At 63.4% G+C, this 22,344-nt stretch carries 22 protein-coding genes; 11 read left to right on the plus strand and 11 right to left on the minus strand.

Features of this window, described 5'->3' with window-relative positions; all coding sequences use genetic code 11:
* Nucleotides 1-2 precede the first annotated feature (2 nt).
* The gene (locus GCN75_RS29150) at nucleotides 3-1,130 is read left to right on the plus strand and encodes a T6SS immunity protein Tli4 family protein (RefSeq protein ID WP_226941254.1); all 1,128 of its coding nucleotides are present in this window, start codon (nucleotides 3-5) and stop codon (nucleotides 1,128-1,130) included.
* Nucleotides 1,131-1,202: 72 nt separating this feature from the next.
* The gene (locus GCN75_RS09990; protein ID WP_152282387.1) at nucleotides 1,203-1,682 is read left to right on the plus strand and encodes a GNAT family N-acetyltransferase; all 480 of its coding nucleotides are present in this window, start codon (nucleotides 1,203-1,205) and stop codon (nucleotides 1,680-1,682) included.
* Nucleotides 1,683-1,686: 4 nt separating this feature from the next.
* Here GCN75_RS09990 and GCN75_RS29155 read toward each other — a convergent pair whose 3' ends face one another.
* The 6 genes from GCN75_RS29155 to GCN75_RS10015 form a co-directional block, all read right to left on the minus strand.
* The gene (locus GCN75_RS29155; RefSeq protein ID WP_193317440.1) at nucleotides 1,687-1,860 is read right to left on the minus strand and encodes a hypothetical protein; all 174 of its coding nucleotides are present in this window, start codon (nucleotides 1,858-1,860) and stop codon (nucleotides 1,687-1,689) included.
* The gene (locus GCN75_RS09995) at nucleotides 1,853-2,230 is read right to left on the minus strand and encodes a DUF2750 domain-containing protein (RefSeq protein ID WP_152282388.1); all 378 of its coding nucleotides are present in this window, start codon (nucleotides 2,228-2,230) and stop codon (nucleotides 1,853-1,855) included. The genes GCN75_RS29155 and GCN75_RS09995 overlap by 8 nt, the downstream gene beginning before the upstream one ends.
* Nucleotides 2,220-2,492, minus strand: coding sequence for a hypothetical protein (locus GCN75_RS10000; protein WP_152282389.1), 273 nt, complete (start codon nucleotides 2,490-2,492; stop codon nucleotides 2,220-2,222). Before GCN75_RS10000 ends, GCN75_RS09995 begins: the two co-directional genes overlap by 11 nt.
* A gap of 1 nt (nucleotide 2,493) precedes the next feature.
* Nucleotides 2,494-2,883 (minus strand): Imm1 family immunity protein, encoded by a 390-nt coding sequence (locus GCN75_RS10005; protein WP_152282390.1) that lies wholly within the window; start codon nucleotides 2,881-2,883, stop codon nucleotides 2,494-2,496.
* Complete coding sequence (locus tag GCN75_RS10010; RefSeq protein WP_152282391.1) at nucleotides 2,880-4,520, minus strand: SulP family inorganic anion transporter; 1,641 nt, start codon at nucleotides 4,518-4,520, stop codon at nucleotides 2,880-2,882. Before GCN75_RS10010 ends, GCN75_RS10005 begins: the two co-directional genes overlap by 4 nt.
* Nucleotides 4,521-4,598: 78 nt before the next feature.
* On the minus strand, nucleotides 4,599-5,168 hold the full coding sequence (locus tag GCN75_RS10015; RefSeq protein ID WP_152282392.1) for a TetR/AcrR family transcriptional regulator: 570 nt from the start codon (nucleotides 5,166-5,168) through the stop codon (nucleotides 4,599-4,601).
* A gap of 127 nt (nucleotides 5,169-5,295) precedes the next feature.
* On the opposite strand from GCN75_RS10015, the gene GCN75_RS10020 reads away from it, so the two are divergent.
* The 3 genes from GCN75_RS10020 (at nucleotide 5,296) to GCN75_RS10030 (ending at nucleotide 9,598) form a co-directional block, all read left to right on the plus strand.
* Nucleotides 5,296-6,285 (plus strand): SDR family oxidoreductase, encoded by a 990-nt coding sequence (locus tag GCN75_RS10020; RefSeq protein WP_152282393.1) that lies wholly within the window; start codon nucleotides 5,296-5,298, stop codon nucleotides 6,283-6,285.
* Between the two features lie 2 nt (nucleotides 6,286-6,287).
* Nucleotides 6,288-7,163 carry a non-homologous end joining protein Ku gene (gene ku, locus GCN75_RS10025; RefSeq protein WP_152282394.1) on the plus strand — a complete coding sequence of 292 codons (876 nt, stop codon included), beginning with the start codon at nucleotides 6,288-6,290 and terminating at the stop codon, nucleotides 7,161-7,163.
* 122 nt (nucleotides 7,164-7,285) lie between these two features.
* Nucleotides 7,286-9,598: a PAS domain S-box protein gene (locus tag GCN75_RS10030; RefSeq protein ID WP_193317441.1), complete on the plus strand. Its 2,313-nt coding sequence runs from the start codon at nucleotides 7,286-7,288 to the stop codon at nucleotides 9,596-9,598.
* Here the strand turns inward: GCN75_RS10030 and ligD are convergent.
* A complete protein-coding gene (gene ligD / locus GCN75_RS10035; protein WP_152282395.1) occupies nucleotides 9,582-12,104 on the minus strand; it encodes a DNA ligase D in 2,523 nt (840 codons plus the stop codon). The genes GCN75_RS10030 and ligD overlap by 17 nt on opposite strands.
* Before the next feature lie 232 nt (nucleotides 12,105-12,336).
* On the opposite strand from ligD, the gene GCN75_RS10040 reads away from it, so the two are divergent.
* The 6 genes from GCN75_RS10040 to GCN75_RS10065 all read left to right on the plus strand — a co-directional run bounded on the left by GCN75_RS10040 (nucleotide 12,337) and on the right by GCN75_RS10065 (nucleotide 15,587).
* Nucleotides 12,337-12,648, plus strand: coding sequence for a hypothetical protein (locus GCN75_RS10040; protein ID WP_077406305.1), 312 nt, complete (start codon nucleotides 12,337-12,339; stop codon nucleotides 12,646-12,648).
* Nucleotides 12,649-12,870: 222 nt separating this feature from the next.
* Nucleotides 12,871-13,203, plus strand: a complete 333-nt coding sequence (locus GCN75_RS10045) for a hypothetical protein (RefSeq protein WP_152282396.1) — start codon at nucleotides 12,871-12,873, stop codon at nucleotides 13,201-13,203.
* A gap of 39 nt (nucleotides 13,204-13,242) precedes the next feature.
* On the plus strand, nucleotides 13,243-13,569 hold the full coding sequence (locus GCN75_RS10050) for a hypothetical protein (RefSeq protein WP_152282397.1): 327 nt from the start codon (nucleotides 13,243-13,245) through the stop codon (nucleotides 13,567-13,569).
* 228 nt (nucleotides 13,570-13,797) lie between these two features.
* Nucleotides 13,798-14,817, plus strand: a complete 1,020-nt coding sequence (locus tag GCN75_RS10055) for a serine hydrolase domain-containing protein (protein WP_152282398.1) — start codon at nucleotides 13,798-13,800, stop codon at nucleotides 14,815-14,817.
* A gap of 115 nt (nucleotides 14,818-14,932) precedes the next feature.
* Nucleotides 14,933-15,277 carry a hypothetical protein gene (locus tag GCN75_RS10060; protein WP_152282399.1) on the plus strand — a complete coding sequence of 115 codons (345 nt, stop codon included), beginning with the start codon at nucleotides 14,933-14,935 and terminating at the stop codon, nucleotides 15,275-15,277.
* 43 nt (nucleotides 15,278-15,320) lie between these two features.
* Nucleotides 15,321-15,587, plus strand: coding sequence for a hypothetical protein (locus tag GCN75_RS10065; protein ID WP_152257397.1), 267 nt, complete (start codon nucleotides 15,321-15,323; stop codon nucleotides 15,585-15,587).
* A 79-nt stretch (nucleotides 15,588-15,666) separates the two neighbouring features.
* Here the strand turns inward: GCN75_RS10065 and GCN75_RS10070 are convergent, their stop codons facing one another.
* The 4 genes from GCN75_RS10070 to GCN75_RS10085 form a co-directional block, all read right to left on the minus strand.
* On the minus strand, nucleotides 15,667-16,224 hold the full coding sequence (locus tag GCN75_RS10070) for a fasciclin domain-containing protein (RefSeq protein ID WP_405002797.1): 558 nt from the start codon (nucleotides 16,222-16,224) through the stop codon (nucleotides 15,667-15,669).
* A 173-nt stretch (nucleotides 16,225-16,397) separates the two neighbouring features.
* Nucleotides 16,398-17,840: an efflux transporter outer membrane subunit gene (locus GCN75_RS10075; RefSeq protein WP_152282504.1), complete on the minus strand. Its 1,443-nt coding sequence runs from the start codon at nucleotides 17,838-17,840 to the stop codon at nucleotides 16,398-16,400.
* A 50-nt stretch (nucleotides 17,841-17,890) separates the two neighbouring features.
* Complete coding sequence (locus tag GCN75_RS10080) at nucleotides 17,891-21,091, minus strand: efflux RND transporter permease subunit (RefSeq protein ID WP_152282400.1); 3,201 nt, start codon at nucleotides 21,089-21,091, stop codon at nucleotides 17,891-17,893.
* Between the two features lie 2 nt (nucleotides 21,092-21,093).
* Nucleotides 21,094-22,338, minus strand: coding sequence for an efflux RND transporter periplasmic adaptor subunit (locus tag GCN75_RS10085; RefSeq protein ID WP_152282401.1), 1,245 nt, complete (start codon nucleotides 22,336-22,338; stop codon nucleotides 21,094-21,096).
* Between the last annotated feature and the right edge of the window lie 6 nt (nucleotides 22,339-22,344).

A 22,344-nucleotide genomic window follows, 5' to 3' on the forward strand; every position in this document is an offset into this window, starting at 1 on the left:
CCATGAATAATAAGATAGAGAAAATCATTCTTCTCACGATCACTATTATTTCGATGGCATTCCTTTCCGCCTATGCCAAAAAAAATACAGTAAAGGAGACCATAATGCCTGGACATTTTAAACTTAGCAAACGCTTGGAAAAACTATTTTCAAAAACAAAAATTGTATGCTTCGGACGCTATGCAGTAGAGGTTCCTCAAGAAGCAGAACTAATATCAGGAGGAACCATACTCCTTTCGGAAATCAAAACCATTCCGGGCGGAATATCAGAAAAGAATGAACGCATCGAAGAAGACATTGAGAAGATAAGAAAAAATGACCGAACAGCTGAAATTACATACAATGGAAAAGGCCCAGTAGAAAATAGTTGGCAACTTCAATATTATGACGGTGAATTTTCTAAAGAAGATAACGATCTATTCTTTAAGACATACGTCATAAAAGGAAAGCATATATTCATTCTTGACGGTTCAATTCGAAAAGGTGAAACGATAAAAAGTGCTACCGAAAATCAGCTATTCCGCGTCAATAGTTTGCGTCTGCGCGATGAGAAGGAAGTTCCCAATGAACCTGGGTACTGCGTCAAACATGGCTTCATGAGCGACAACAAGTATGAGAGTCAGGAAATGGCAGATGCGGGCCTATATTTCCCCAGCTTGCCAGATGTGACATTTTCCATCACATCGAATAAAAATGCCTACGGCGACTATCCTCCTGCTGAATATGATGCAAAAGTACGCGGGAAATTATCATTGCTTGCTCGTATCCAGCAGGCGAAAGACCAACAAGGCAGGAATTATCCTGCTCGCACGCTACTACGCGAAGGCAAACGTGACGTGCAGCATTGGCATGGCGAGGAATCACTGATACGGCGTACCGATGGCGTGCATGATTTCGAATGGACATTAGTAGGGACGCCGCGTGATATCGCCTATCCATCAGTGCTGGAAGCATCCATGTACACCAAAGTCGCCCACAATATGGTCGGTGCCGCCGAAGCCGCGTCGTTGACCGATGAGGAGGCCATTGCCTTGTGGGACAAGCTGTTGTCGGGTCTGAAGTTCCGGGTGAAGGTGCCGGGGGCGCCGCCGGGGTCCTACTACATCGATCCGGACAAGCCTGCGCAATGACGGCTTGATAAGCCCTTGCTGGCGCCATGTCAGCTATTGCGCTAGCATGACCCTTTTGCCCGGAAAGCCTCCATGACCATCACCCTGCGCCCCGCCCTGTCCGACGACATCGCCGCCCTGTGGGCGCTGCGCACGGTGGCTGTGCGCGTCAGTTGCGCCACGCACTATGCGCCGGAGCAAATTGGCGTGTGGACGGCCTCGCCCGTGCCGGACGGCTATGCCGCCATGCTGGCTGCCGGTGGCGGCATCGTGGCGATGCAGGGCGGGATCATCGCCGGCTACGCCATGCTGGACGCCAATAAACAGGAAGTCGATGCCGTGTTTGTCGATCCCGCGCGCGCGGGACTCGGCATCGGCAAGCGGCTGCTGGCGGCGCTGGAACAATTGGCGCGCGGGCGCGGCATTGCCCGCCTGCACCTGTCCGCGTCGCTGAACGCCGTGCCGTTTTACGCGGCGGCCGGTTTTACGGCCTTGCGCGAGGAAGCGTATGCGCATCCCAGCGGCATCAGCCTGGCCAGCGTGGCGATGGAAAAGGCGCTGACGCCCGCCTGAACCTTCAGTCGGGCACCGCGCCCGCCTCCGACTCTGCCAGGCATTGCTGCAGCTTCGCGATCAGGGCGCACACTTCGTCGTCGCCCAGGTCCAGCGGGCTGCCTTGCGCACCGACGGCAATCAGGCAGATGGCCGAGCCGTCGTACCAGGCGTCGAGGCGTTCTTCCTGATTATTCATACTGTTCTGCCTCCTGCTGCAAGTCCGCCAGCAAATCGCCAGGCGCCGCGACGCTGGCGCTGCCTTGCGGCACGGGAAACACGAACGCCAGCTGGTGATTCTCCGCCATGCCAGGCAGCCATTTATTCAGAAAATCATCGAGCGCGATGGCGCGCGGCTGGAAATGTTCCCAGTCGTCGCTGGCGCACGCCTGTGCAAACGCCGCTTCCGGCCAGAACGGAAGCGCCACCTTGCCCTCAAGCTGCGCCGTGGCCCAGCCGTCATGGTGCAAGCCCCACACTTCTTGCGTATCGGCCACCTTGCGCACAAAGTAAGCATGGCGTTCGGCGGACGACAGCGCCGCCACCTGCTTGAACTTTTCAGGATGCACGGTTGCCCCCTGCCTCGTCCCATACCCGTAACTCCGGACCGCACCAGCCCGTCACCATGTCGAGGGCGTCCAGTATCGTGTCTTCCAGCGCCTCATCCTGCGTGGCGGCACGCAGCTCCTGCAGCAAGCCGGCCACTTGCGCGGCCGTCACCCCGCTGGCCTGGTAGCGCAGCAGGATGGCGCGCAGCGTCAATAGACCTGCCCTGGCGTCCAGCGCAGCGAGCAAGTCCTTGTCGATGCCGGCGATGATGGTGTGCGGCATGTCAATCGGCTTCCCAGGCAATGACGGCCGGCTGCGCGCCGCCTGTCTTGAAGAAAGCGAGGAAGGCACGTTGGCATTGTTCCACATCAATGCACCACGCTTCCGGATACTCGTCCACCTGGCCATTGGTCAGCAGGTAGCTGCAGGCGCCATCCGCCTCCTCATCGCCCAGCGAGTGATAACTGAGGTCGTCCTGCCCCGACAGATACATCAGCCAGGCATTGCCGCCATTGCGCAGCATGCACAGGGCCGGCCCCTGCTCCGCATCCGTCGCCTGGGTCAGCCACAGCTCGCACTGGGCCAGCGCACGCGCCTGCTGCAGCGCTTGTTCCAGCGCAGCGATGCTGTCAATCGCACGTGCCTCGCCGTGCAGATTCAGTTCCATGCTCATGCCTTGCTCCCGCTCAAATCGTTTGTCGCCAGCGCCGTGCTCAGGTACAGCTTGCCGCTCAGGTCTTTCAATAAACTGCTCTGGCGCAAGCGGTCCATCACGGGGCCCTTCACTTCGGCCAGGTTCAGGCTGATGCCGCGCTTGCTCAGCGCGCCATTGAGCTCGATCAAGCCCAGCAGGGCCGTGCTGTCGATCTGGTTGACGGCCGACAGCACCAGCACCAGGTGGCGCGCCGTCGGATGGGCGTGCAACTCTTCTTCCACGCGCTCCGTCACCGCCTCGACATTGCCGAAGAACAGGCCCGCATCTATGCGCAGCAGCAAGACGTCCGGCAGGGTCTGCGCTTCATAGCGCTCCACGTTGCGGAAGTGCTCGCTATTCGGGATACGTCCCAGCACGGCGATGTGCGGACGGCTGGCGCGCCAGATCAGGGTACCCATCGACAGCAGCACGCCGATCACCACGCCCGCTTCCACGCCCAGCACCAGCACGCCGGCCGTCGTCGCCAGCAGGGCCAGCGCATCGCTGCGGTCGTAGCGCCACGACAGTTTCAAGGTGTCCCAGTCCAGCAGGCTGGCCACGGCAAAGATGATGGTGGCCGCCAGCACGGGCAACGGCAGCAGGGCCAGCCAGCCCGTGGGCGCCACCAGCGCCAGCGCCAGCAAGCCGGCCGTGATGATGCTGGCCAGCGGCGTGTTGGCGCCCGCCTGGAAATTGACGGCCGAACGCGAAATCGAGCCCGTGACGGGGAAGCCGCCCGACAGCGCGCTGGCCACATTGGCCGCGCCCAGGCCCAGCAGTTCGCGGTTGGTGTGCAGTTTTTCGCCGCGCTTTTGCGCCAGGGTCTGGGCGGCGGACATGCTCATCAGAAAGATGATGAAGGCGATCAGCAGCGCCGGCGACAGCAGGGTGCGCCAATGGGCGCCCGACGTGGCCAGGTTCAGGCCCGGCAAGCCGCTGGGCACGTGGCCCGTCGTCTGCACGCCCATGGCTTCCAGGCCGCAATAAGCGACCAGGGCGATGCCGGCCAGCACCAGCGCCATGGGTGCCAGGCGCGCGCCCACGTCGGCCGCCACCTTGTTCAAGCCGCAGCGCTGCAGCAGACGCGACAGATAGCGCTTGGCCAGCCACAGGAACAGCAGGCTGGACAGCCCCAGCACGAGGCTGGGCAGATGCCAGTGGGGCAGGCTCGCGCCCAGCAAGGGCGTGATCTGGCCCCAGATGATCAGGATGGCGGCGCCATTGCTGAAACCGCTGATCACGGGACGTGACAGGAAACTGGCCATGAAGCCCAGGCGCAGCACGCCGCACAGCAGCAGGACCAGGCCGCTGATGAAGGCCAGCTGGGCGGCCAGCACGATGTACAGGGAAGAGCCGGGATCGGCCAGCGGCGCGAGGGCCGCGGCCGTCATCAGCGAGACGATGGCCATGGGCCCCACCGATTGCGTCATGCTGCTGCCGAACAAGGCGTACAGCACGGGCGGCAGGATGCTGGCATAAATGCCCACCACGGGCGGCAAACCGGCCACCAGCGCATAGGCCATGCCTTGCGGCACCATCATCATGGCGACAACGATACCGGCAGTGATGTCCCCGGCCAACAGAGGACGCCGGTATTGCCTGAGCCAAAGCAGCATGATGAAATCCCAAAATCTGAAAACCGAAGCCTATCATGCGACGAGGCCGGCTGACAGGGGGTACTGCGGCTGCGGCGATCAGTCTTGCAGCAATTGCGCCTTCACGGCATCGAGGATTTCCCCCGACAGGGCTTCGTCATCGACGGAACGGGCCAGCACCATGGCACCCACCATGGCGGCAAACGTGGCGATCGCCTGCTGGCGCCGCGCTTGCGGCGTACCGTCGGGCAGCAAGTCTTGCAGCAAGGCAAACTGCTGCTGCGTGGCCCTGGCAAACACGGGACGCGCGCCGGGCGACATGCGCGCCACGTCGACACCCATGGCCGCCGCCGGGCAGCCGCCGCCGGGCTGGTCGCGGTGCCTGGCCGTCAGGTAATTGTCGATGATGGCCGGCAGCGCCCCTTGCGGATCCTGCTCCACGCGGGCGTGCCAGCCTTCCAGCGATTTATCCAGCGCATGCTGGCACGCCTCGATCATCAGGTCTTCCTTCGACGCAAAATGGCCGTAAAAGCCCCCGTGCGTGAGGCCAGCGTTCTTCATCAGGTCGGCCACGCCGATGCCGTCGTAGCCCTTTTCGCGGAACAACCGTGCCGCCACCTCGACGATGCGTTCGCGGTTCAGCGCCGCTTGCTCTCTGCTCACTTTCATGCTGCCCTCCCACAATAATGTCAACCATCATATAACTTTACACCTGTTTGCGCCACTCTGTTAACAAGCGCACCGTTCGATGCTTGTGCCGCGCCGATACTGGATCTTCGTTTCCACGGAGGCCAGCATGAACGAGAACAAGGACCAGTCCGCCGGCAACTTGCAGCGCAGCATACAACAGGAGCAAGATCAGAAAGACCAGCGGCGCGATGCCGCCAAGCCGGACAAACGGGACAGCAGGCAAGCCGTGCAGACGGGCAGCCGCAGCCAGCCGGCGCCGCCCCTGCCCGCCCAGCACCTGGCCAAGCCCGGCATCGAAGCGCAGATGGAGCTCAAACCCCGTTTCCTGGCCCCCGACTACTGCGGCAGCGGCAAGCTGGCCGGCATGGTGGCCATCATCACGGGCGGCGATTCGGGCATCGGCCGCGCCGTGGCCGTGCTGTACGCGCGCGAAGGGGCGGACGTGGCCATCATTTACCTGAATGAACATGCGGACGCCAACGAAACGAAGCGCTACGTGGAAGCGGAAGGCCAAAGCTGCCTGCTGATCCCCGGCGACGTGCGCGAGCAGGGCTTTTGCCAGCAAGCCGTCAGCCAGGTGATGGAAAAGTTCAGCCATATCGACGTGCTGGTGAACAACGCCGCGTTCCAGGAACATGCGGAGTCCTTGCTGGACCTGAGCGAGGAACGCTTCGACCTCACCATGAAAACCAATGTCTACGGCTACTTTCACATGGCCAAGGCCGTGCTGCCCCATTTGCAGCGGGGCGCGTCCATCATCAACACGGGCTCCGTGACGGGCTTGCAAGGGTCGAAACACTTGCTCGACTATTCCACCACCAAGGGCGCCATCCATGCATTCACCATGGCGCTGGCCGGCAACCTGCTGGACAAGGGCATCCGCGTCAACGCCATCGCGCCGGGTCCCGTGTGGACGCCCCTGAACCCGGCCGACAAATCGCCGGAAGACATCAGGAACTTCGGCGCGGACACGGACATGCACCGCCCGGCCCAGCCCGAAGAATTGTCGCCCGCCTACGTCTTCCTCGCCTCGCCCGCCTGTTCCAGCTACATCACGGGCATCGTGCTGCCCGTCACCGGCAAGGTGGGGGAATAGCAATGGCGCGCGCACTATGGAAAGGCGCCATCAGCTTCGGCCTCGTGCACATCCCCGTCGAGCTGATCTCCGCCAGCCTCGACCATGAACTGGACCTGTCCATGCTGGACCGGCGCGACTTCGCGCCCATCGGCTACAAGCGCTACAACAAGCGGACGGGCAAGGAAGTGGAATGGGACGATATCATCAAGGGCTATGAATACAAGACGGATGCATACGTGGTGCTGTCCGATGAGGATTTAAGGCAAGCCAATGTGAAGGCCACGCAAACCATCGACATCCTCGCCTTTGTCGATGCGTCAGAAGTGCCGCTGACGTTTTATGAACACCCGTATTACCTGCTGCCCGCCAAGGGCGGCGAGAAAGTCTATGCGCTGCTGCGCGAAACCTTGCGCAAAGCCAATAAAGTGGGCATCGCCAGCGTGGTCATGCGCACCAAGCAGCATTTATGCGCACTGGTGTGCGTGGGCGACGCCATCGTGCTCAACACCCTGCGCTACGCCGATGAACTACGTCCCACGGACGACCTGGATTTGCCCGCAAGCACCCTGAAAGCGGCGGGTATTTCCGACAAGGAACTCAAGATGGCGCTGTCGCTGGTGGAAGGCATGAGCGAGACTTGGCAGCCTGAGCAATACCACGACAGCTACCGTGAAGACGTGCTGGCGCTGGTCAAGAAGAAAATCAAGGCCAGGCAGACCAAGACCATCACGCCGCCCGCGCCGGAGCCGGAAGAAGAGCGCGGCAGCAATGTGATCGACCTGGTCGCCCTGCTGCAGCAAAGCCTGGGCAGAAAGGCGCCCGCCCCGCCGCCGCGCAAGCGAGCAACCAGCGCCGCGGCCCGCAAAGCGGCCCCAGCCAAACGCAAGGCGGCCTGAAGCACGCCTGCCGGCAGGATGACCCTGCAAGTAACTAAAGACGTTGACTTTGATCATGCTTCTCGCTAGCGTATGCACACAGCCTGCCGCCCGGCAAGCCCATTCATGCGTGCGGGAACGAAATGGATGCCGAGTTAGATCAGCTTATCCTCAGCGGCGCCCCTGGCGGCGTGGTCGTCACGAGCGAAGACCACGCCGTCGTGCGCTGGACGGCCGGGGCACAGCGCATCTTCGGCTATGCCGGCGACGAGGCGCTGGGCCGCACGCTGTGGGAACTGATTTCGCTGCCGGGACAGGCCGAAGCGGCCCCGCTGATCGACGAACAACTGGCCTTGCATGGCAGCTACGACCGCGAAGCGCTGCGGCGGCGCAAGGATGGTGAGCTCATCTATGTGGACGTGGCGTGCCAGCCGGCACAGGCCAGGGCGGACGGGCCCCGCTACCTGATTTCCACCATGAAAGATACGACCGTGCTGAGAGCGGCGCGCGACGCCCAGTTCGTCGACGCGCGCTACCGCGTGCTGTTCGAATCGACGCCGGACAGCGTCATCATGGTCAATGCCACGGGCGCCATCGTGCTGGCCAACCAGCAGGCGCAGCGCCTGTTCGGCTACGGGGAAGGCGAATTGAGCGGCAGGCAAATCGATAGCCTGCTGCCGCAGCGCCTGCGCCACGCGCATGTGGCGCACCGCGCGCGCTATTTCGACCAGCCCCGCACGCGCACCATGGGCGCCGACCTGGAATTGCTGGGCTTGCGCAAGGATAATGTCGAGTTTCCCGTCGAAATCAGCCTCTCGCCCATCCAGACGGAAATCGGCACCTTCGTCATCAGCGCCATCCGCGACGTCAGCGACCGGCGCCGGGCCGAGCAGAAGTTCCGCGGCCTGCTCGAATCGGCGCCGGACGCCATCGTCATCGTCAACGGCGACGGCGAGATCGTACTCGTCAATTCGCAGACGGAGCGGCTGTTCGGCCACTCGCGCGCGGAGTTGCTGGGGCGCAATGTCGAAGTGCTGATCCCGGCCCGCTATGCGGTTGAGCATCCGCACCACCGCCAGGCTTTTTCCGCCGCGCCGCGCGCCCGCTCCATGGGCGCGGGACTGGAACTGTACGGCTTGCGCCGCGACGGCAGCGAGTTTCCCGTGGAAATCAGCCTGTCGCCGCTGGAAACGGACGAAGGCGTGCTCGTTTCAGCGGCCATCCGCGACATCACGGAACGCAAGCACATCGAGCACACGCTCAACGAACAGAAAATCGAACTGGAACGGGCCAGCCTGGCCAAGGACCGCTTTCTCACCAGCATGTCGCACGAGCTGCGCACGCCGCTCAACGCCATCCTCGGCTTTGCCCAGCTGCTGGCCAACGAAGCCCTGCCCGCCACCTCGCTGCAAAAACGGGCGTTCGTGCAAAACATCGTCACGTCGGGCCGCCATCTGCTGACCCTGATCAATGAAATCCTCGACCTGGCAAAGATCGAATCAGGCAGCCTGAGCCTGTCGATGGAAGCCGTGGCCCTGCCCCCGCTGATCGAGGAAGTGCGCGTGATGGTGGAAGAACAGGCGCTGCAGCGCCAGATCCTGCTGGTCTTTCCGGCCTGCGCGCCGCTGACGGTCAGGGCCGACCATACGCGCCTCAAGCAAGTGCTGCTGAACCTGCTGTCGAACGCCATCAAGTACAACCGCCCGGCCGGCAAGGTGGAGCTGGAAGTCTCGCAGCCCGATGCGCAACGCGTGCGCATCGCCATCCGCGACACGGGCAAGGGCCTGGGCGACGCGCAGATGGCGGAACTGTTCCAGCCATTTAACCGCCTGGGACAGGAGGCGGGCAGCGAGGAAGGCACGGGCATCGGCCTTGTCGTCACCAAGCGCCTGGTCGAATTGATGGGCGGCTGCATGGGCGTGCACAGCTGCCTCGGCGTGGGCAGCGTGTTCTGGATCGAACTGGACACCATGGCCGCGCCATCGTCCAGCCTGCAACCGGAAACGGAAGCGCTGTCCGGACCCGCCGCCGACGCCGGCAACGACGCCGATGGTCAGGCGCTGCTGCTGTACGTGGAAGACAATCCGGCCAGCCTGCGGTTGGTGGAAGACATCGTCAGCTTCCTGCCCCACCTGCGCATGATCTCGGCCACGGACGCGCGCCAGGGCATCGCGCTGGCGCTGGAACGCCATCCCGACGTCATCTTGATGGATATCAACCTGCCCGGCATGAACGGCAACCAGGCGCAGCGCATCCTGCGCAACGATACGCGCACGGCGCACATCCCCGTCATCGCGCTGACGGCCAACGCCATGAAGGGCGATATCCGGCACGGCCTGGCGTCGGGATTTTTCCGCTACCTGACCAAACCCGTCGAGATTGCCCAGCTCACCGCGGCCATCGACGAAGCGCTGCAACTGGCGCGCGCCACCCTGCCCGTCAAGCGGGCGCCGTGAATCCCAGTTTCTGCATGGCCCCGTCGATTCCCCTGGCGCTGCGCGCATAGCCCGCCCATGGCGCATTGCCCACGTCGAGGCGGCTGTGGACATTGCCCACGTTCCACTGGTCGCCCGCCTTCAGCTGGTCGAGCTCATCCCAGGCCAGCGGCACGGAAATGCCCAGCCCGGAACGCGTGCGGGCCGACCACGCGCACACGGTGGTGGCCCCCTTACCGTTGCGTAAATAGTCGATGAATATCTTGCCCACGCGGTTCGCGGGGCCGCTTTTCACGACGAAACGCTCCGGTATCAGCCGGGCCATGTGCGCCACAATGGCTTGCGAAAACGCCTTGACCGTCTCCCAGTCGTGCTTGGGGCGGATCGGCACGACCACGTGCAAGCCCTTGCCGCCGCTGGTTTTCAGCCAGGCGGGCAAGCCCAGCTCCGTCAGGAAGGCGCGCAGCAGCACGGCCGCCTCGCGGATGGCGGGCCAGGCCACGCCCTTGCCCGGGTCCAGGTCGAACACCAGGCGGTTCGGCGTATCGTAGGCGCTGGCCAGCGCGTTTTGCGTGTGAAATTCCACTACGTTCCACTGCGCCGCCGACAACAAGCCCTGCACGCTGGCCACTTCCAGCATGGGCGGATGTTCGGGGTCCAAGCTTGCGCCGAGCTGCCGGACGCCGGGCATGGTCGACGTATCCGCATGCTTCTGGAAGAACAGCTCGCCGCCCACGCCGGCCGGCGCGCGCACCAGCGAGACGGGCCGCCCCTTTAAATGCACGAGCATCAGCTTGCCCACCAGCGCGTAATAGCGCACCAGGTCGATCTTCCTGGCGCCGCTGTCCCTGTCGATCACCCGATCCGCGTGGCTGACCTTGAAGCTGGCCGGCAAGACGCTGTCCGCCTCCCCCTCATCGTGCTTGCGCATGGTGTTCTCCTTGCCGTGGTCGATTCGCTGTGGCCGTTCCCGCACGATGGCGGCCGGCTGTTTATCCTGGCGCAAGCCGTGAAACACGGCATGGCGCACTGCCCCGCCGCTGGTCCATTGCGCAAAACCCACTTCCGCCACCAGTTGCGGCCTGACCCACCGGGGCTGGCGCACGCCGCCCGCCTTGCCCGAAAACGGACTCGTCTCGATGGCCAGCGCGTCGAGCCGGCGCCGCAAGTCGCGCAAGGCCGCATCGTCGAAGCCGCTGCCCACATTGCCCGCGTAGCGCAAATCCCCGTGCGCATCGTGCACGCCCAGCAACAGCGAACCGAGCCCTTCGCGCGCGCCCTGCGGCGCCGTATAGCCGCCGATGACGAATTCCTGGCGCAGCCCGCATTTGAGCTTGATCCAGTCGCCGGAGCGGCGCGTGGCGTAGGGCGAGCCGCGCCGCTTGCCGATCACGCCTTCCAGCCCCAGGCGGCAAGCGTGGTCCAGCAGTTGCTGCGGCGCAGCATCAAGTGCCTCGCTGAAGCGCACCAGCGGCGAGGCGGGCAAACTCCGCAGCAGCTGTTCCAGCAAGGCCCTGCGCGCCTCGACGGGCTGACCCCGCAGATCGTGGCCATCGAAATACGGCACGTCGAACAGGTAATACACGATCTCGCCCGTCGTTTCCCCGTCGAACGCCCGCTGCAGGGCGCCAAAGTCCGGGTGGCCGCTGGCGTCCTGGACGACGATTTCGCCGTCATACCAGCCTGGCGGCAAGCCCAGCCTTTCCAGCGCCTGCCGCAGCGTGGGCAACCTGGCCGTCCAGTCATTGCCGTTGCGCGTGATCAATTTAACCCGTTCGCCATCGCAGCGCGCAAGCAACCGGTAACCGTCGAACTTCACCTCGAACAGCCACTGCTGGGCATCTGGCGGCGGCGCATCGGCCAGGGTGGCCAGCTGGGGAGACAGGGTGGCCGGCAGCCTGGCCGCTGGCGCTGGCGCCGGCTCGCCGCTCTTCTTGCGCCTGGGCATGGCCTTGTGCGCGACGCTGTCAGCCTGCTCGTCGACGACGGAAAATTCCAGGGCGGGCCGGGCAAACCCGTCCTTTTCCTTGATCAGCAGCCAGGCCGGCTGCTTTTCGCTGCGTTGATCCCCCTTGCCTTTCATGCGCACCAGCACCCAGTTGCCCTGCAGCTTGTGGCCGTGCAAGGTGAATTTCAGCTCACCGGCCGCCAGGGCCGCGCGCGCGTCCGGCGTGGCGGGCTGCGGCTGCCACGTCCCCTTGTCCCAGATAATGACCTTGCCTGCGCCATATTGCTTGGCGGGAATCGTGCCTTCAAAACGGGCGTAGGCCAGCGGATGGTCTTCCACCTGCACCGCCATGCGCTTGTCGTGCGGGTCGTAGCTGGGCCCTTTCGGCACGGCCCAGCTTTTCAGCGTGCCGTCCAGTTCCAGACGGAAATCATAGTGCAGGCGGCTGGCCCAGTGCTTCTGGATCACGAAAGCCAGCGCCCCGCCCGCCTCTTCGCCGCCGCTTGCAGGCTCGGGCGTGACAGCGAAATTGCGCTTCGCTCGATAGGGTTTCAAGGCGGTTTTCAAGGCGGCTTTCATGGCGAACCCATGCGGTGACGATGGCATCGAGTCTAGGCCTCCATGGGCCGTGGCGCCGTACGCCAGCTAACAGAACGCCTCCGGCGCGCGCTGGTCCCGCAAGGCGGTTACGCGGCAAGTGTAAGTATTTGTAATTGCCTGTCAACGGTATTGGCGCACGGCGCGTTTTTGGCTCAGTGACAGGGGAAATGCATCTCCTGAACTACAACCCCACTTCTCGAGGAACTGCACCATGAAAAAAGTAATCGCTACTCTGATCGCCGGCTTGTTCGCTACCGCAGCCTTTGCTCAAACGCCAGCCGTGCCTGCCAAGGCCGAAGCCAAGCACACCAAGGAAGTGGCTAAAGCGGAAGCCAAGGAAACCAAAGCCGTCGTCAAAGCCGATGCCAAAGAAGCCGCCGTCGCTGCCGATGCCAAGGCCGATGTCGCCAGCGCCAAAGCTGACGCAGCCGCCACCAAGGCCAAAGCCCATCACAAAGCAAAAAAAGCCAAGGCCAAGGCTGACGAAGCCAAAACTGAAGCGACCGCAGCAGCAGCCAAATAATCAGTTCCGCGCATTTTTCGCGCCACACAAAAAGACAGCTTCGGCTGTCTTTTTTCATTTTCATGCCCGCATCACGCAGCAACAGCCGATAAAACACCTGATTGTAAGAAAGTGTAAACAAGGTCAACGAACTCATCTTGGGACGCGTTTTATGCTCAGTGACACGGGAATCATCCCGGCACCAACAGACATACCAGACAAACCACCACTGAGGACTGCACCATGAAAAAAGTTATCGCTACCCTGATCGCCGGCCTGTTCGCCACCGCTGCCTTCGCTCAAACGCCAGCAGCTCCGGCAGCGTCCGCCAAAGTGGAAGCAGCCCACACCAAGGCCGTCGTGAAAGCCGACGCCAAGGAAGCGCAAACGGCCGTGAAAGCGGACGCGAAAGAAGCGAAAGCCGTCGTCGCCGCGAAAACGGAAGTCGCCAGCGCAAAAACGGAAGCAGCGGCCACCAAGGCCAAGGCACACCACGCAGCCAAGAAAACCAAGGCCAAGGCAGATGCAAAACTGGCTTCGGCCACTGCGGAAGCCGCACCAGCAGCAGCCAAGTAATCCCCCACACAATCGCTTACCACTCGCCAGGAAAATAAAATGAAAAAAGTTATCGCCACCCTCATCGCCGGCCTGTTCGCTACCGCAGCCTTCGCCCAAACCCCTGCCGCTCCGGCAGCGCCCGTCAAGGCGGAAGCGGCCCACACAAAAGCCGTGGCCAAAGCAGAAGCCAAGGAAACCAAGGCTGTCGTGAAAGCCGATGCGAAAGAAGCGGTTGCCGCCGCCGACGCGAAAGCCGACGTGGCCAGCGCCAAGGCCGACGCCAAAGCCACCAAGGCCAAGGCCCATCACAAGGCAGGCAAGGCCAAGGTCAAAGCGGATGCGGCAAAAGCAGCGGAAACCGCTCCGGCAGCGCCAGCGAAGTAAGCGCGAATCCGGCCACGGGAGCGCGTCCGCCGGGTCTGCGCTTGCGTGGCTACCTTCGCCTGCAGTACAAAGGACAGCTTCGGCTGTCCTTTTTGCATGCCGGGGCGCCAGATATCGCCTGTTTCGCCGCGCCTTCATGCGACCTTCATCGAACAGGCCAGCTTGCGCGCGACAAAGCGGCGCACATGGGCGACACTGGCACTCCCGCCATCGCCACGAAAGCTGTCCATGCGCCACCTGCCCTTGCTGCTGCTTGCCGCCCTGTCCCTGCCCTGCGCCGCCAGCGCGCAAGAGGCCCCCGCCACCCTGGCGCAAGTGCTGCAAGCCCAGGACCGCGACAGCCATGGCGACTTGCGCGCCGTCGTCGTGCTGCGCGACGGCGCCATCGTCGCCGAACGCTATTACAACGGCGAGACGGCCGATACCCTGCACGACATCCGCTCGGCCGGCAAGAGCATCACTGCGCTGCTGGTGGGCGCGGCCGTGGCGCGGGGCCAGCTGGCGACAACAGGAACGGTGGGCGACTACTGGCCCGACGTGGCGGGCAGCCCCGCGGGCAAGGTGGTGCTCGACGACTTGCTGACCATGCGTTCGGGCCTGGCCGCCTTCGACGAAGACGAACACTCGCCGGGCAATGAAGACAAGCTCGATGAAGCGTCCGACCCCGCCGCCTTCGTGCGCGGCGTGCCGGCCGCCGCGGCGCCGGGCAGCGTCTACCGCTACAACTCGCTGGGGTCCTACATCGCGGGGCGCGTGGTGGAAAACGCCAGCGGCACCGACCTGGAAGCCTACGCCGCCAAGGTATTGTTCGCGCCGCTGGGCATCACGCGCTGGAGCTGGGGCCGCGACGTGGCAAACCACCCGAAAGGCCAAGGCAACCTGTCGCTGCGCGCGCGCGACACGGCAAGAATTGGCCAGCTGGTGCTCGACGACGGCAAGGTTGACGGCCGGCCCGTGATCGATGGGGCATGGATCAAGGCCGCGCTGGCGCCGCGCGTGGCCATCGGCGCCGCGGACCGCTACGCGGACAGCTACGGCTATTTCTGGTACGCGAAGATGCAGGACGTCGGCGGCCGGAAGATTGCCGTGTATTTCGCCTCGGGTAATGGCGGCAACAAGATCTATGTCATCCCCGCGCGCCGCATGGTGGTGAGCGTGGCTTCCAGCGCCTACGGCAAGGGCTACGGGCAGCGCCGTTCGGAAGACATCCTGAAAGCCATTTTGGCCGTGGATGCAACGCAGATGTAAGCGTTTGTAATGACCGTCAACGCAAGCGCTCGGGGCCGCGTTTTATGCTCAGTGACACGGGAATCATCCCGGCACCAACAGACATACCAGACAAACCACCACTGAGGACTGCACCATGAAAAAAAGCATTTTCAACCTGAGCGCTACCCTGATCGCCGGCCTGTTCGCAACCGCTGCCTTTGCTCAAACGCCCGCAGCTCCAGAAGCCTCGGTTCCCGCCAAAGTGGAAGCGGCCCACACCAAGGCCGTCGTGAAAGCGGATGCAAAGGAAGCGCAAGCCGTCGTCAAAGCGGACGCCAAGGAAGCCAAGGCAGTCGTCGCCGCGAAAACGGAAGTAGCCAGCGCCAAAACCGACGCTGCCGCGACCAAGGCCAAGGCCCACCACACGGCGAAAAAAACCAAGGCCAAGGCAGATGCGAAACTGGCATCGGCCACCGCCGAAGCGGCACCAGCCAAGTAATTCCCGCACACTTTACTGACCACACCATACCAAGGAATTCATCATGAAAAAAGTTATCGCTACCCTGATCGCCAGCCTGTTCGCCACCGCCGCTTTCGCCCAGACGCCAGCCGCGCCTGCAGCACCGGCCGCTCCGGCAGCTTCTGCCGCCGCCGTCGCACCAGCAGCCAAGGCTGAAGCGCCAGCCGCCGTCAAACCGGCAGCGCACAAGAAAGCCAAGCACCACAAGGCGAAGAAGGCAGCACCGGCAACGCCAGCAGCTCCGGCCGCAGCGGCAGCTTCCGCACCAGCAGCAGCGCCAGCCAAGTAATCGGCGCCATGCAGGCAAAAAAGACAGGGGTTTCCCTGTCTTTTTTTTCGTCCGCTATTTCGTACTCTCTTTCATCCGCTTATTTCGGCATCAGGACCGTGTCGATGACATTGATCACGCCGTTCGATTGGTACACGTCATAGGTGCTGATGTTGGCGCTGTTGCCGCTCTCATCCATCACGACGATGTTGTGCATGCCGTTCATGGCGAACATCAGCTTGCCGCCGCTGGCCGTAGGCAAGGTGGCTTTACCATCGTGCATCTTGATTTCCCGGGCCAGCGCCTTGAAGTCGTACTTGCCGGGCACCACGTGATAGGTGAGGATTTTCGTCAGGGTCGCCTTGTTTTCCGGCTTGACCAGGGTGTCGACGGTGCCAGCCGGTAACTTGCCAAACGCCGCATTCGTCGGCGCGAACACGGTGAACGGGCCCTTGCCTTTCAAGGTATCGACCAGGCCGGCAGCCTTGACGGCAGCGACCAGAGTCGTGTGGTCGGCCGAATTGACGGCGTTGTCGACGATGTCCTTGCTGGGATACATGCTCTGGCCGCCCACCATGGTCGTCATGTCGGCGGCAAACGGGGCGCTGGCGGCCAGCATGGATGTGACAAACAGTGCTGCGGGAATAAAGGTGCGCATGATGGTATCTCCTGGATGACTGCGTTTGCATGATTGCAGGAGTACTTACGCGGCCTTGCCGCAAACGGATTCAATTCACTGAAAACAAAAAAACGGCGCCGTGCAAGCGCACGACGCCGTTTTGACGATGTTCCTTGCCGCGGGCAGGACATGCCAGCCCGCGGTGCCGGAAATCAGTTGGCCGCCACCTGCGGCTCCGTCTCGCCCCAGCCGCCGCCCAGGGCGCGGATCAGCGCCACCGTGGTGACGGCGCGGTTGCCGCGCAGCTGCACGGCATTGCGCTCGATGGACGCCAGGTTGCGCTGCGCGTCGAGCAGGTCCAGGTAGCTGGAACGGCCCGCGTCGTACAGCTTTTGCGCCAGGTCGGCCGAACGGCGCGCCGAGACGACGGCTTCGTCGATCTGCTGCGTCTGGCCAGACAGGATGCGCAGGCCGGCCAGGTTGTCTTCCACCTCGGCAAAGGCCACCAGCACGCTCTGGCGATACGTCGCCACCGATTCTTCCAGCTGCGCTTCGCTGCGGCTCACGGCCGCCTTGTTGCGGCCGCCGTCGATGATCGGCATCGACATCAAGGCGCCCAGCAGCCAGGAGCGGCTGCTCCACTTGAAGATGTCCGAGAACGTGTCGGACGCGCCGCCGCCGGATGCATTCAGGGTCAGCGCGGGGAACATGGCCGATTTCGCCACGCCGATGCGGGCATTCGACGCTTCCATGGTGCGCTGCGCCGACGCGATGTCGGGGCGGCGCTCCAGCAGCGACGACGGCATGCCGGCCGGGATCACGGGCAGGAAGCCGCTGTCCTGCAGCGGGTTGACGGTCGCCGTGAAGCTGGCGGCCGGTTTACCCAAGAGGACGGCCAGCGCATGCTCGCTGGTGGCGCGCTGGCGCTGCAGGCCGATGGCTTCGGCACGCGTCGTCGACAGCTCCGTGCGGGCACGGGACAGATCGAATTCACCGATGTCGCCCAGGTCATAGCGGCGCTGGTTCACATGCACGCTTTCCTCGCGCAGGCGCACCGTCTGTTCCAGCGTTGCCAGTTCGGCGTCCGTGGCGCGCAGCTGGAAGTAGGTTTGCGCCACGTCGGCCTGCAGGGACAGCAGCACCGAGCGGTAGGTCGCTTCCACGGCCAGCGCATCGCTGCGCGAGGCGCTGACGTTCGATGCCACGCGGCCGAACAGGTCGACTTCGTAGCTGGCCGTCAGGTTGGCCTGGTAGACATTAGTGGCCGCCACCGGCGCGCCGTTCGGCAAGCCCAGCGACACGGCCGAGGCGCGGTTGCGCTGGCCGCCCACGTTCACGCCCACTTGCGGGATGCGGTCCGCTTCGGCGATGCCGGCAATGGCCCTCGCCTGCTTGACGCGGGCGGCGGCCACGGCCAGATTGGCATTGGCCTGCGTGGCTTCGCTGATCAGGCTCGTGAGAGCCGGATCATTGAACGCCAGCCACCACTCGCCGCGCGCCTGGCGCTCGGCTGGCACGCCCTGTTTCCAGCGCGTGCCATCGGCTGCCGTCTGCACGGCAGGCGTTTGCGCTTCCTTGAACGCCGTCGGCGTCTCGATCTGCGGCTGCTTGAATTCGGGCGCCGCGCAGGCGGCCAGCAGTACGGCGGCGGCCATCGCGGTCAAGGCCGTGCGCAGCACGGTGACCCGCGTAGTTGCGTTGGTTTTCAATATATATCTCCTTCCAGGTTCAATGCTGGCGCGGCGGCAGGCTTGGCGGCAGCATCGGCTGGTTTTTTCTCAAAACGCTGCGCCAGGGTGCGCAGCAATACATAGAACACGGGCGTCAGGAACAGGCCGAAGAAGGTCACGCCCAGCATGCCGGCGAACACCGCCACACCCATCGCATGGCGCATTTCCGAACCGGCGCCGTGCGAGAACACCAGGGGCACCACGCCCATGATGAAGGCGATCGACGTCATCAGGATCGGACGCAGACGCAGACGGCACGCTTCCAGCGCCGCTTGCACGACGGTGCGTCCATGCTCTTCCAGTTCGCGGGCAAATTCCACGATCAGGATCGCATTCTTCGACGCCAGCCCCACCAGCACGAACAGCGCGATCTGCGTGAACACGTTGTTGTCGCCACCGGTCAATTTGACGCCCAGCAAGGCGCACAGGATGGACATCGGCACGATCAGGATCACGGCCAGCGGCAGGGTCCAGCTTTCGTACTGGGCGGCCAGCACCAGGAACACCAGCAGCACGCACAGCGGGAAGACATAGATCATCGTATTGCCGGACAAGATGTCCTGGTAGGTCAGCTCCGTCCATTCATACGAAATCCCCTGCGGCAGCACTTCCTTGGCGATGCGTTCCAGCGCAACCTGCGCCTGGCCACTCGAGACGCCAGGTGCGGCGCCGCCATTGAAGTCGGCTGCGGCGTAGGCGTTGTAGCGCTGCACGCGGTCCGGACCATAGCTGTCCTTGACGCGCATCAGCGACGACAGTGGGATCATCTCGCCCTTGTCATTGCGTACCTTCAGCTGCGCGATATCCTGCGCATGCGAACGGAACGCGGCATCGGCCTGCACGCGCACCTGGTAGGTGCGGCCAAACTGGTTGAAGTCATTCACGTACAGCGAACCGAGGTTGATCTGCAAGGTCTGGTAGATCGTTTGCAGCTGCACGCCCATCTGCTTGGCTTTCACGCGGTCGACGTCGGCAAACAGCTGCGGCACGTTGATCTGGTAGCCCGAGAACACGCCCGCCAGTTCCGGCGTCTGGTAAGCCTTGGCGGCCAGCGCCTGGGTGGCGTTGTACAGCGCGTCGTAACCGAGGTTGCCGCGGTCTTCGATCATCATCTTGAAGCCGCCGATGGTACCGAGGCCGTTGACGGGCGGTGGCGGGAAGACCATGATGAAGGCGTCCTGGATGCCGCCCAGGCGCTTGTTGATCTCGGCCGCGATGGCGCCGCCGGACAGCTCCTTGGTGGTGCGTTCGTCGAACGGTTTCAGGGTGGCGAACACGATGCCGGCGTTCGGCGCATTGGTGAAGTCGTTGATCGACAGGCCGGGGAAGGCGATCGTCGATTCGACGCCAGGCACCGACTTGATGACGTCGGACATGCGGCGCACGACATCTTCCGTGCGGTCCAGCGAAGCGGCGTCGGGCAATTGCGCAAAGCCCACCAGGTATTGCTTGTCCTGCGCTGGCACGAAGCCGGCCGGCACGGACTTGAAGGTGAAGATGGCGGCAACGACCAGCAGCGCATACACGCCCAGCGACGCGCTCTTGCGGCCCAATACCCCCTTCACGCCAGCTTCATAGCGGTGCGAAGCGCGGCCGAAGAAACGGTTGAACCAGGCGAAGAAGCGGCCGAAGACCATGTCCATGCCGCGCGTCAGCGCGTCTTTCGGCGCATCGTGCGGTTTCAGCAGCGCGGCCGACAGGGCCGGCGCCAGGGTCAGCGAGCTGAAAGCGGAGATCACGGTCGAAATGGCGATCGTCAGCGCGAACTGGCGGTAGAACTCGCCGGACAAGCCCGGCACGAAGGCGATCGGCACGAACACGGCGCACAGCACCAGGGCGATGGCGACGATAGGACCGCTGACCTCTTTCATGGCCTGGATGGTGGCGTCGCGCGGCGACAAGCCTTCCTCGATGTTGCGCTCGACGTTTTCCACCACCACGATGGCGTCATCGACGACGATACCGATGGCCAGCACGAGGCCGAACAGCGACAGGGTGTTGATCGAGAAGCCAAAGCCCAGCATCACGGCAAAGGTGCCGACAATCGACACGGGAACGGCCAGGAGCGGAATGATCGATGCGCGCCAGGTTTGCAGGAAGATGATCACCACCAGCACCACCAGGGCGATGGCCTCCAGCAGCGTATGGATCACCGCTTCGATGGACGAGCGCACGAACTGCGTGGGGTCGTACTCGATGCGGTATTCCACGCCTTGCGGGAAGTCTTTTTTCAGTTCATCCATCTTGGCGCGCACGTCGGACGACAGCTGCAGCGCGTTGGCATTCGGGGCTTCGAAAATACCCATGCCAACGGCCGGATTATTGTTCAGCAGCGAACGCAGCGAGTAGCTGTTGGCGCCCATTTCCACGCGCGCCACGTCCTTGAGGTGCGTGACGGCGCCGTCGGCATTCGTGCGCACGATGATGGCGCCGAATTCCTCGGGCGTCTGCAGACGGCCCTGGGTATTGACGGTCAGCTGGAAGTCCGAGTTCTTCGCCGGCGAAGCGCCGATCACGCCGGCAGCTACCTGCACGTTCTGCTCGCGGATGGCGTCGACGACGTCATTGGCCGTCATGCCGCGCGCCGCCACTTTCTGCGGGTCCAGCCAGATGCGCATGGCATAGTCGCCGGCGCCGAAGATCTGGATGTCGCCCATGCCGGGCAGGCGTGCCAGTTGGTCCTTGACGTTCAGCACCGCGTAGTTACGCAGGTACATGTCGTCATAGCGCTTGTTCGGCGAAACCAGGTGCACCACCATGGTCAGGTTGGGCGAGGACTTGACGGTCGTCACGCCGATCTGGCGCACTTCCTCGGGCAGGCGCGGCAAGGCGCGCTGCACGCGGTTCTGCACCTGCGTCTCGGCCTGCTCGACGTTGGTGCCGATCTTGAAGGTCACGGTCAGCATCATCGCGCCATCGGACGTGTTTTGCGAGGACATGTAGAGCATGTTCTCGACGCCGTTGATCTGCTCTTCGAGCGGCGCGGCCACGGTTTCGGCGATCACTTTCGGGTTGGCGCCCGGGTATTGCGCGCGCACCACCACGGACGGCGGCACGACGTCGGGATATTCGGAGATGGGCAGGCCGAAAATCGACAGCAGCCCGGCCACGAATATGACAATCGACAGCACCGCCGCGAAAATCGGCTTGTCGATGAAAAAGCGGGAAAAATTCATGTTTATTCCTTGGAAGTCGATGCTGCTTTCGCGGCGATCTTGGCGTCTTTTGCTTCAGGTTTCGCTGGGGCGACAGGTGCGGTCGGGTCGAAGTCCATGGCCACCATCTGCGGCGTCACGGGCGCGCCGGGACGCACGCGCTGCAAGCCGTTGACGACGATCTTCTCGCCAGCCTTGAGGCCTTCGCGCACCACGCGCAAGCCGTCCGAATTCGGGCCCAGCTTGACGGCGCGGTATTCGGCCTTGTTGTCGGCGCCCACCACGTACACGTATTTGCGGCTCTGGTCCGTGCCGACGGCGCGGTCGCTGATCAGCAGCGCCGTGCTTTGCGCCTGCGGGCCGTTGCCGCCGTCGAGCTGGATGCGCGCGAACAGGCCCGGCACCAGCTGGCGCTCGGCGTTGGCGAAGGTGGCGCGCATGCGCACGCTGCCCGTGGCCGGATCGAGCTGGTTGTCGACGAATTCCAGCTTGCCTTCATGCGGGAAGCCCGTTTCGTTGGCCAGGCCCACCTTGACGGTGACGGGCGTGCCCTTTTGCGCCGTGCCGGCCACGCGCAGATACGTATCTTCATCGCCGTCGAAGCTGGCGTAGATGCGGTCCGTCGACACCACGGAAGTGAGGATGGCGGAAGCGTCGATCAGGTTGCCGACGGTGATTTCCGCCTTGCTGACGCGGCCGCTGATCGGTGCCTGCACCTGCGTGTACGACAGGTTCAGCTTGGCCGCTTCATATGCGGCTTGCGCCGAGCGGGCGTTCGCGTCCAGCTCTTTCAGGCCTGACGCTTTTTCATCGAATTCGCGCTGGGCGATGGCTTTTTCGGCCAGCAGCTTTTCAGCGCGCGACAGTTCCAGCTTGGCCAGTTCCGCCTTGGCGCGGGCCGAGGCGGCCGTACCTTCGGCGCGCGACACTTCGGCCTGGAATGGACGCGGATCGATGACGAACAGCACGTCGCCTTTTTTGACTTCGCTGCCCGGCTTGAAGTTGACGGCCGTGATGAAGCCGCCGACTCTCGAGCGGATTTCCACGCGCTCGATCGCTTCCAGACGGCCCGAGAATTCCTGCGTTTCCGTGATCTGTTTTTCCACCACGGCGGCGGCCGAGATGGGCGGGCCGCCGGCCGCTGGCGCGTCGGGCACCTTGCTGTTGGCCGAATCGCAGCCGGCCAGGCTCACTGCCACCAGTCCTGCCAGCGCCAGCGAGGCAGCCAGGGGCTTCAGCAGAGTGGAAAATTGTTGAACGTTTTTCATTTTATT

Origin of the sequence: Janthinobacterium violaceinigrum (assembly GCF_009208555.1) — a bacterium.
Taxonomy (GTDB): domain Bacteria; phylum Pseudomonadota; class Gammaproteobacteria; order Burkholderiales; family Burkholderiaceae_D; genus Janthinobacterium; species Janthinobacterium violaceinigrum.

Excerpts from the sequence above, each read along its gene's own strand:
- GCN75_RS29155 (WP_193317440.1), bottom strand. The coding sequence starts at position 1,860 with ATGAATAATCAGGAAGAACGCCTCGACGCCTGGTACGACGGCTCGGCC.
- GCN75_RS10065 (WP_152257397.1), top strand. The coding sequence starts at position 15,321 with ATGAAAAAAGTTATCGCTACCCTGATCGCCAGCCTGTTCGCCACCGCC.
- GCN75_RS10075 (WP_152282504.1), bottom strand. The coding sequence starts at position 17,840 with ATGGCCGCCGCCGTACTGCTGGCCGCCTGCGCGGCGCCCGAATTCAAG.
- GCN75_RS10015 (WP_152282392.1), bottom strand. The coding sequence starts at position 5,168 with ATGAAAGTGAGCAGAGAGCAAGCGGCGCTGAACCGCGAACGCATCGTC.
- GCN75_RS10000 (WP_152282389.1), bottom strand. The coding sequence starts at position 2,492 with ATGCCGCACACCATCATCGCCGGCATCGACAAGGACTTGCTCGCTGCG.
- GCN75_RS29150 (WP_226941254.1), top strand. The coding sequence starts at position 3 with ATGAATAATAAGATAGAGAAAATCATTCTTCTCACGATCACTATTATT.
- GCN75_RS10005 (WP_152282390.1), bottom strand. The coding sequence starts at position 2,883 with ATGAGCATGGAACTGAATCTGCACGGCGAGGCACGTGCGATTGACAGC.
- GCN75_RS10060 (WP_152282399.1), top strand. The coding sequence starts at position 14,933 with ATGAAAAAAAGCATTTTCAACCTGAGCGCTACCCTGATCGCCGGCCTG.
- GCN75_RS10045 (WP_152282396.1), top strand. The coding sequence starts at position 12,871 with ATGAAAAAAGTTATCGCTACCCTGATCGCCGGCCTGTTCGCCACCGCT.
- ligD (WP_152282395.1), bottom strand. The coding sequence starts at position 12,104 with ATGAAAGCCGCCTTGAAAACCGCCTTGAAACCCTATCGAGCGAAGCGC.
- GCN75_RS10040 (WP_077406305.1), top strand. The coding sequence starts at position 12,337 with ATGAAAAAAGTAATCGCTACTCTGATCGCCGGCTTGTTCGCTACCGCA.
- GCN75_RS10070 (WP_405002797.1), bottom strand. The coding sequence starts at position 16,224 with ATGCGCACCTTTATTCCCGCAGCACTGTTTGTCACATCCATGCTGGCC.
- ku (WP_152282394.1), top strand. The coding sequence starts at position 6,288 with ATGGCGCGCGCACTATGGAAAGGCGCCATCAGCTTCGGCCTCGTGCAC.
- GCN75_RS09990 (WP_152282387.1), top strand. The coding sequence starts at position 1,203 with ATGACCATCACCCTGCGCCCCGCCCTGTCCGACGACATCGCCGCCCTG.
- GCN75_RS10030 (WP_193317441.1), top strand. The coding sequence starts at position 7,286 with ATGGATGCCGAGTTAGATCAGCTTATCCTCAGCGGCGCCCCTGGCGGC.
- GCN75_RS10055 (WP_152282398.1), top strand. The coding sequence starts at position 13,798 with ATGCGCCACCTGCCCTTGCTGCTGCTTGCCGCCCTGTCCCTGCCCTGC.
- GCN75_RS10050 (WP_152282397.1), top strand. The coding sequence starts at position 13,243 with ATGAAAAAAGTTATCGCCACCCTCATCGCCGGCCTGTTCGCTACCGCA.
- GCN75_RS10020 (WP_152282393.1), top strand. The coding sequence starts at position 5,296 with ATGAACGAGAACAAGGACCAGTCCGCCGGCAACTTGCAGCGCAGCATA.
- GCN75_RS10010 (WP_152282391.1), bottom strand. The coding sequence starts at position 4,520 with ATGCTGCTTTGGCTCAGGCAATACCGGCGTCCTCTGTTGGCCGGGGAC.
- GCN75_RS10085 (WP_152282401.1), bottom strand. The coding sequence starts at position 22,338 with ATGAAAAACGTTCAACAATTTTCCACTCTGCTGAAGCCCCTGGCTGCC.
- GCN75_RS10080 (WP_152282400.1), bottom strand. The coding sequence starts at position 21,091 with ATGAATTTTTCCCGCTTTTTCATCGACAAGCCGATTTTCGCGGCGGTG.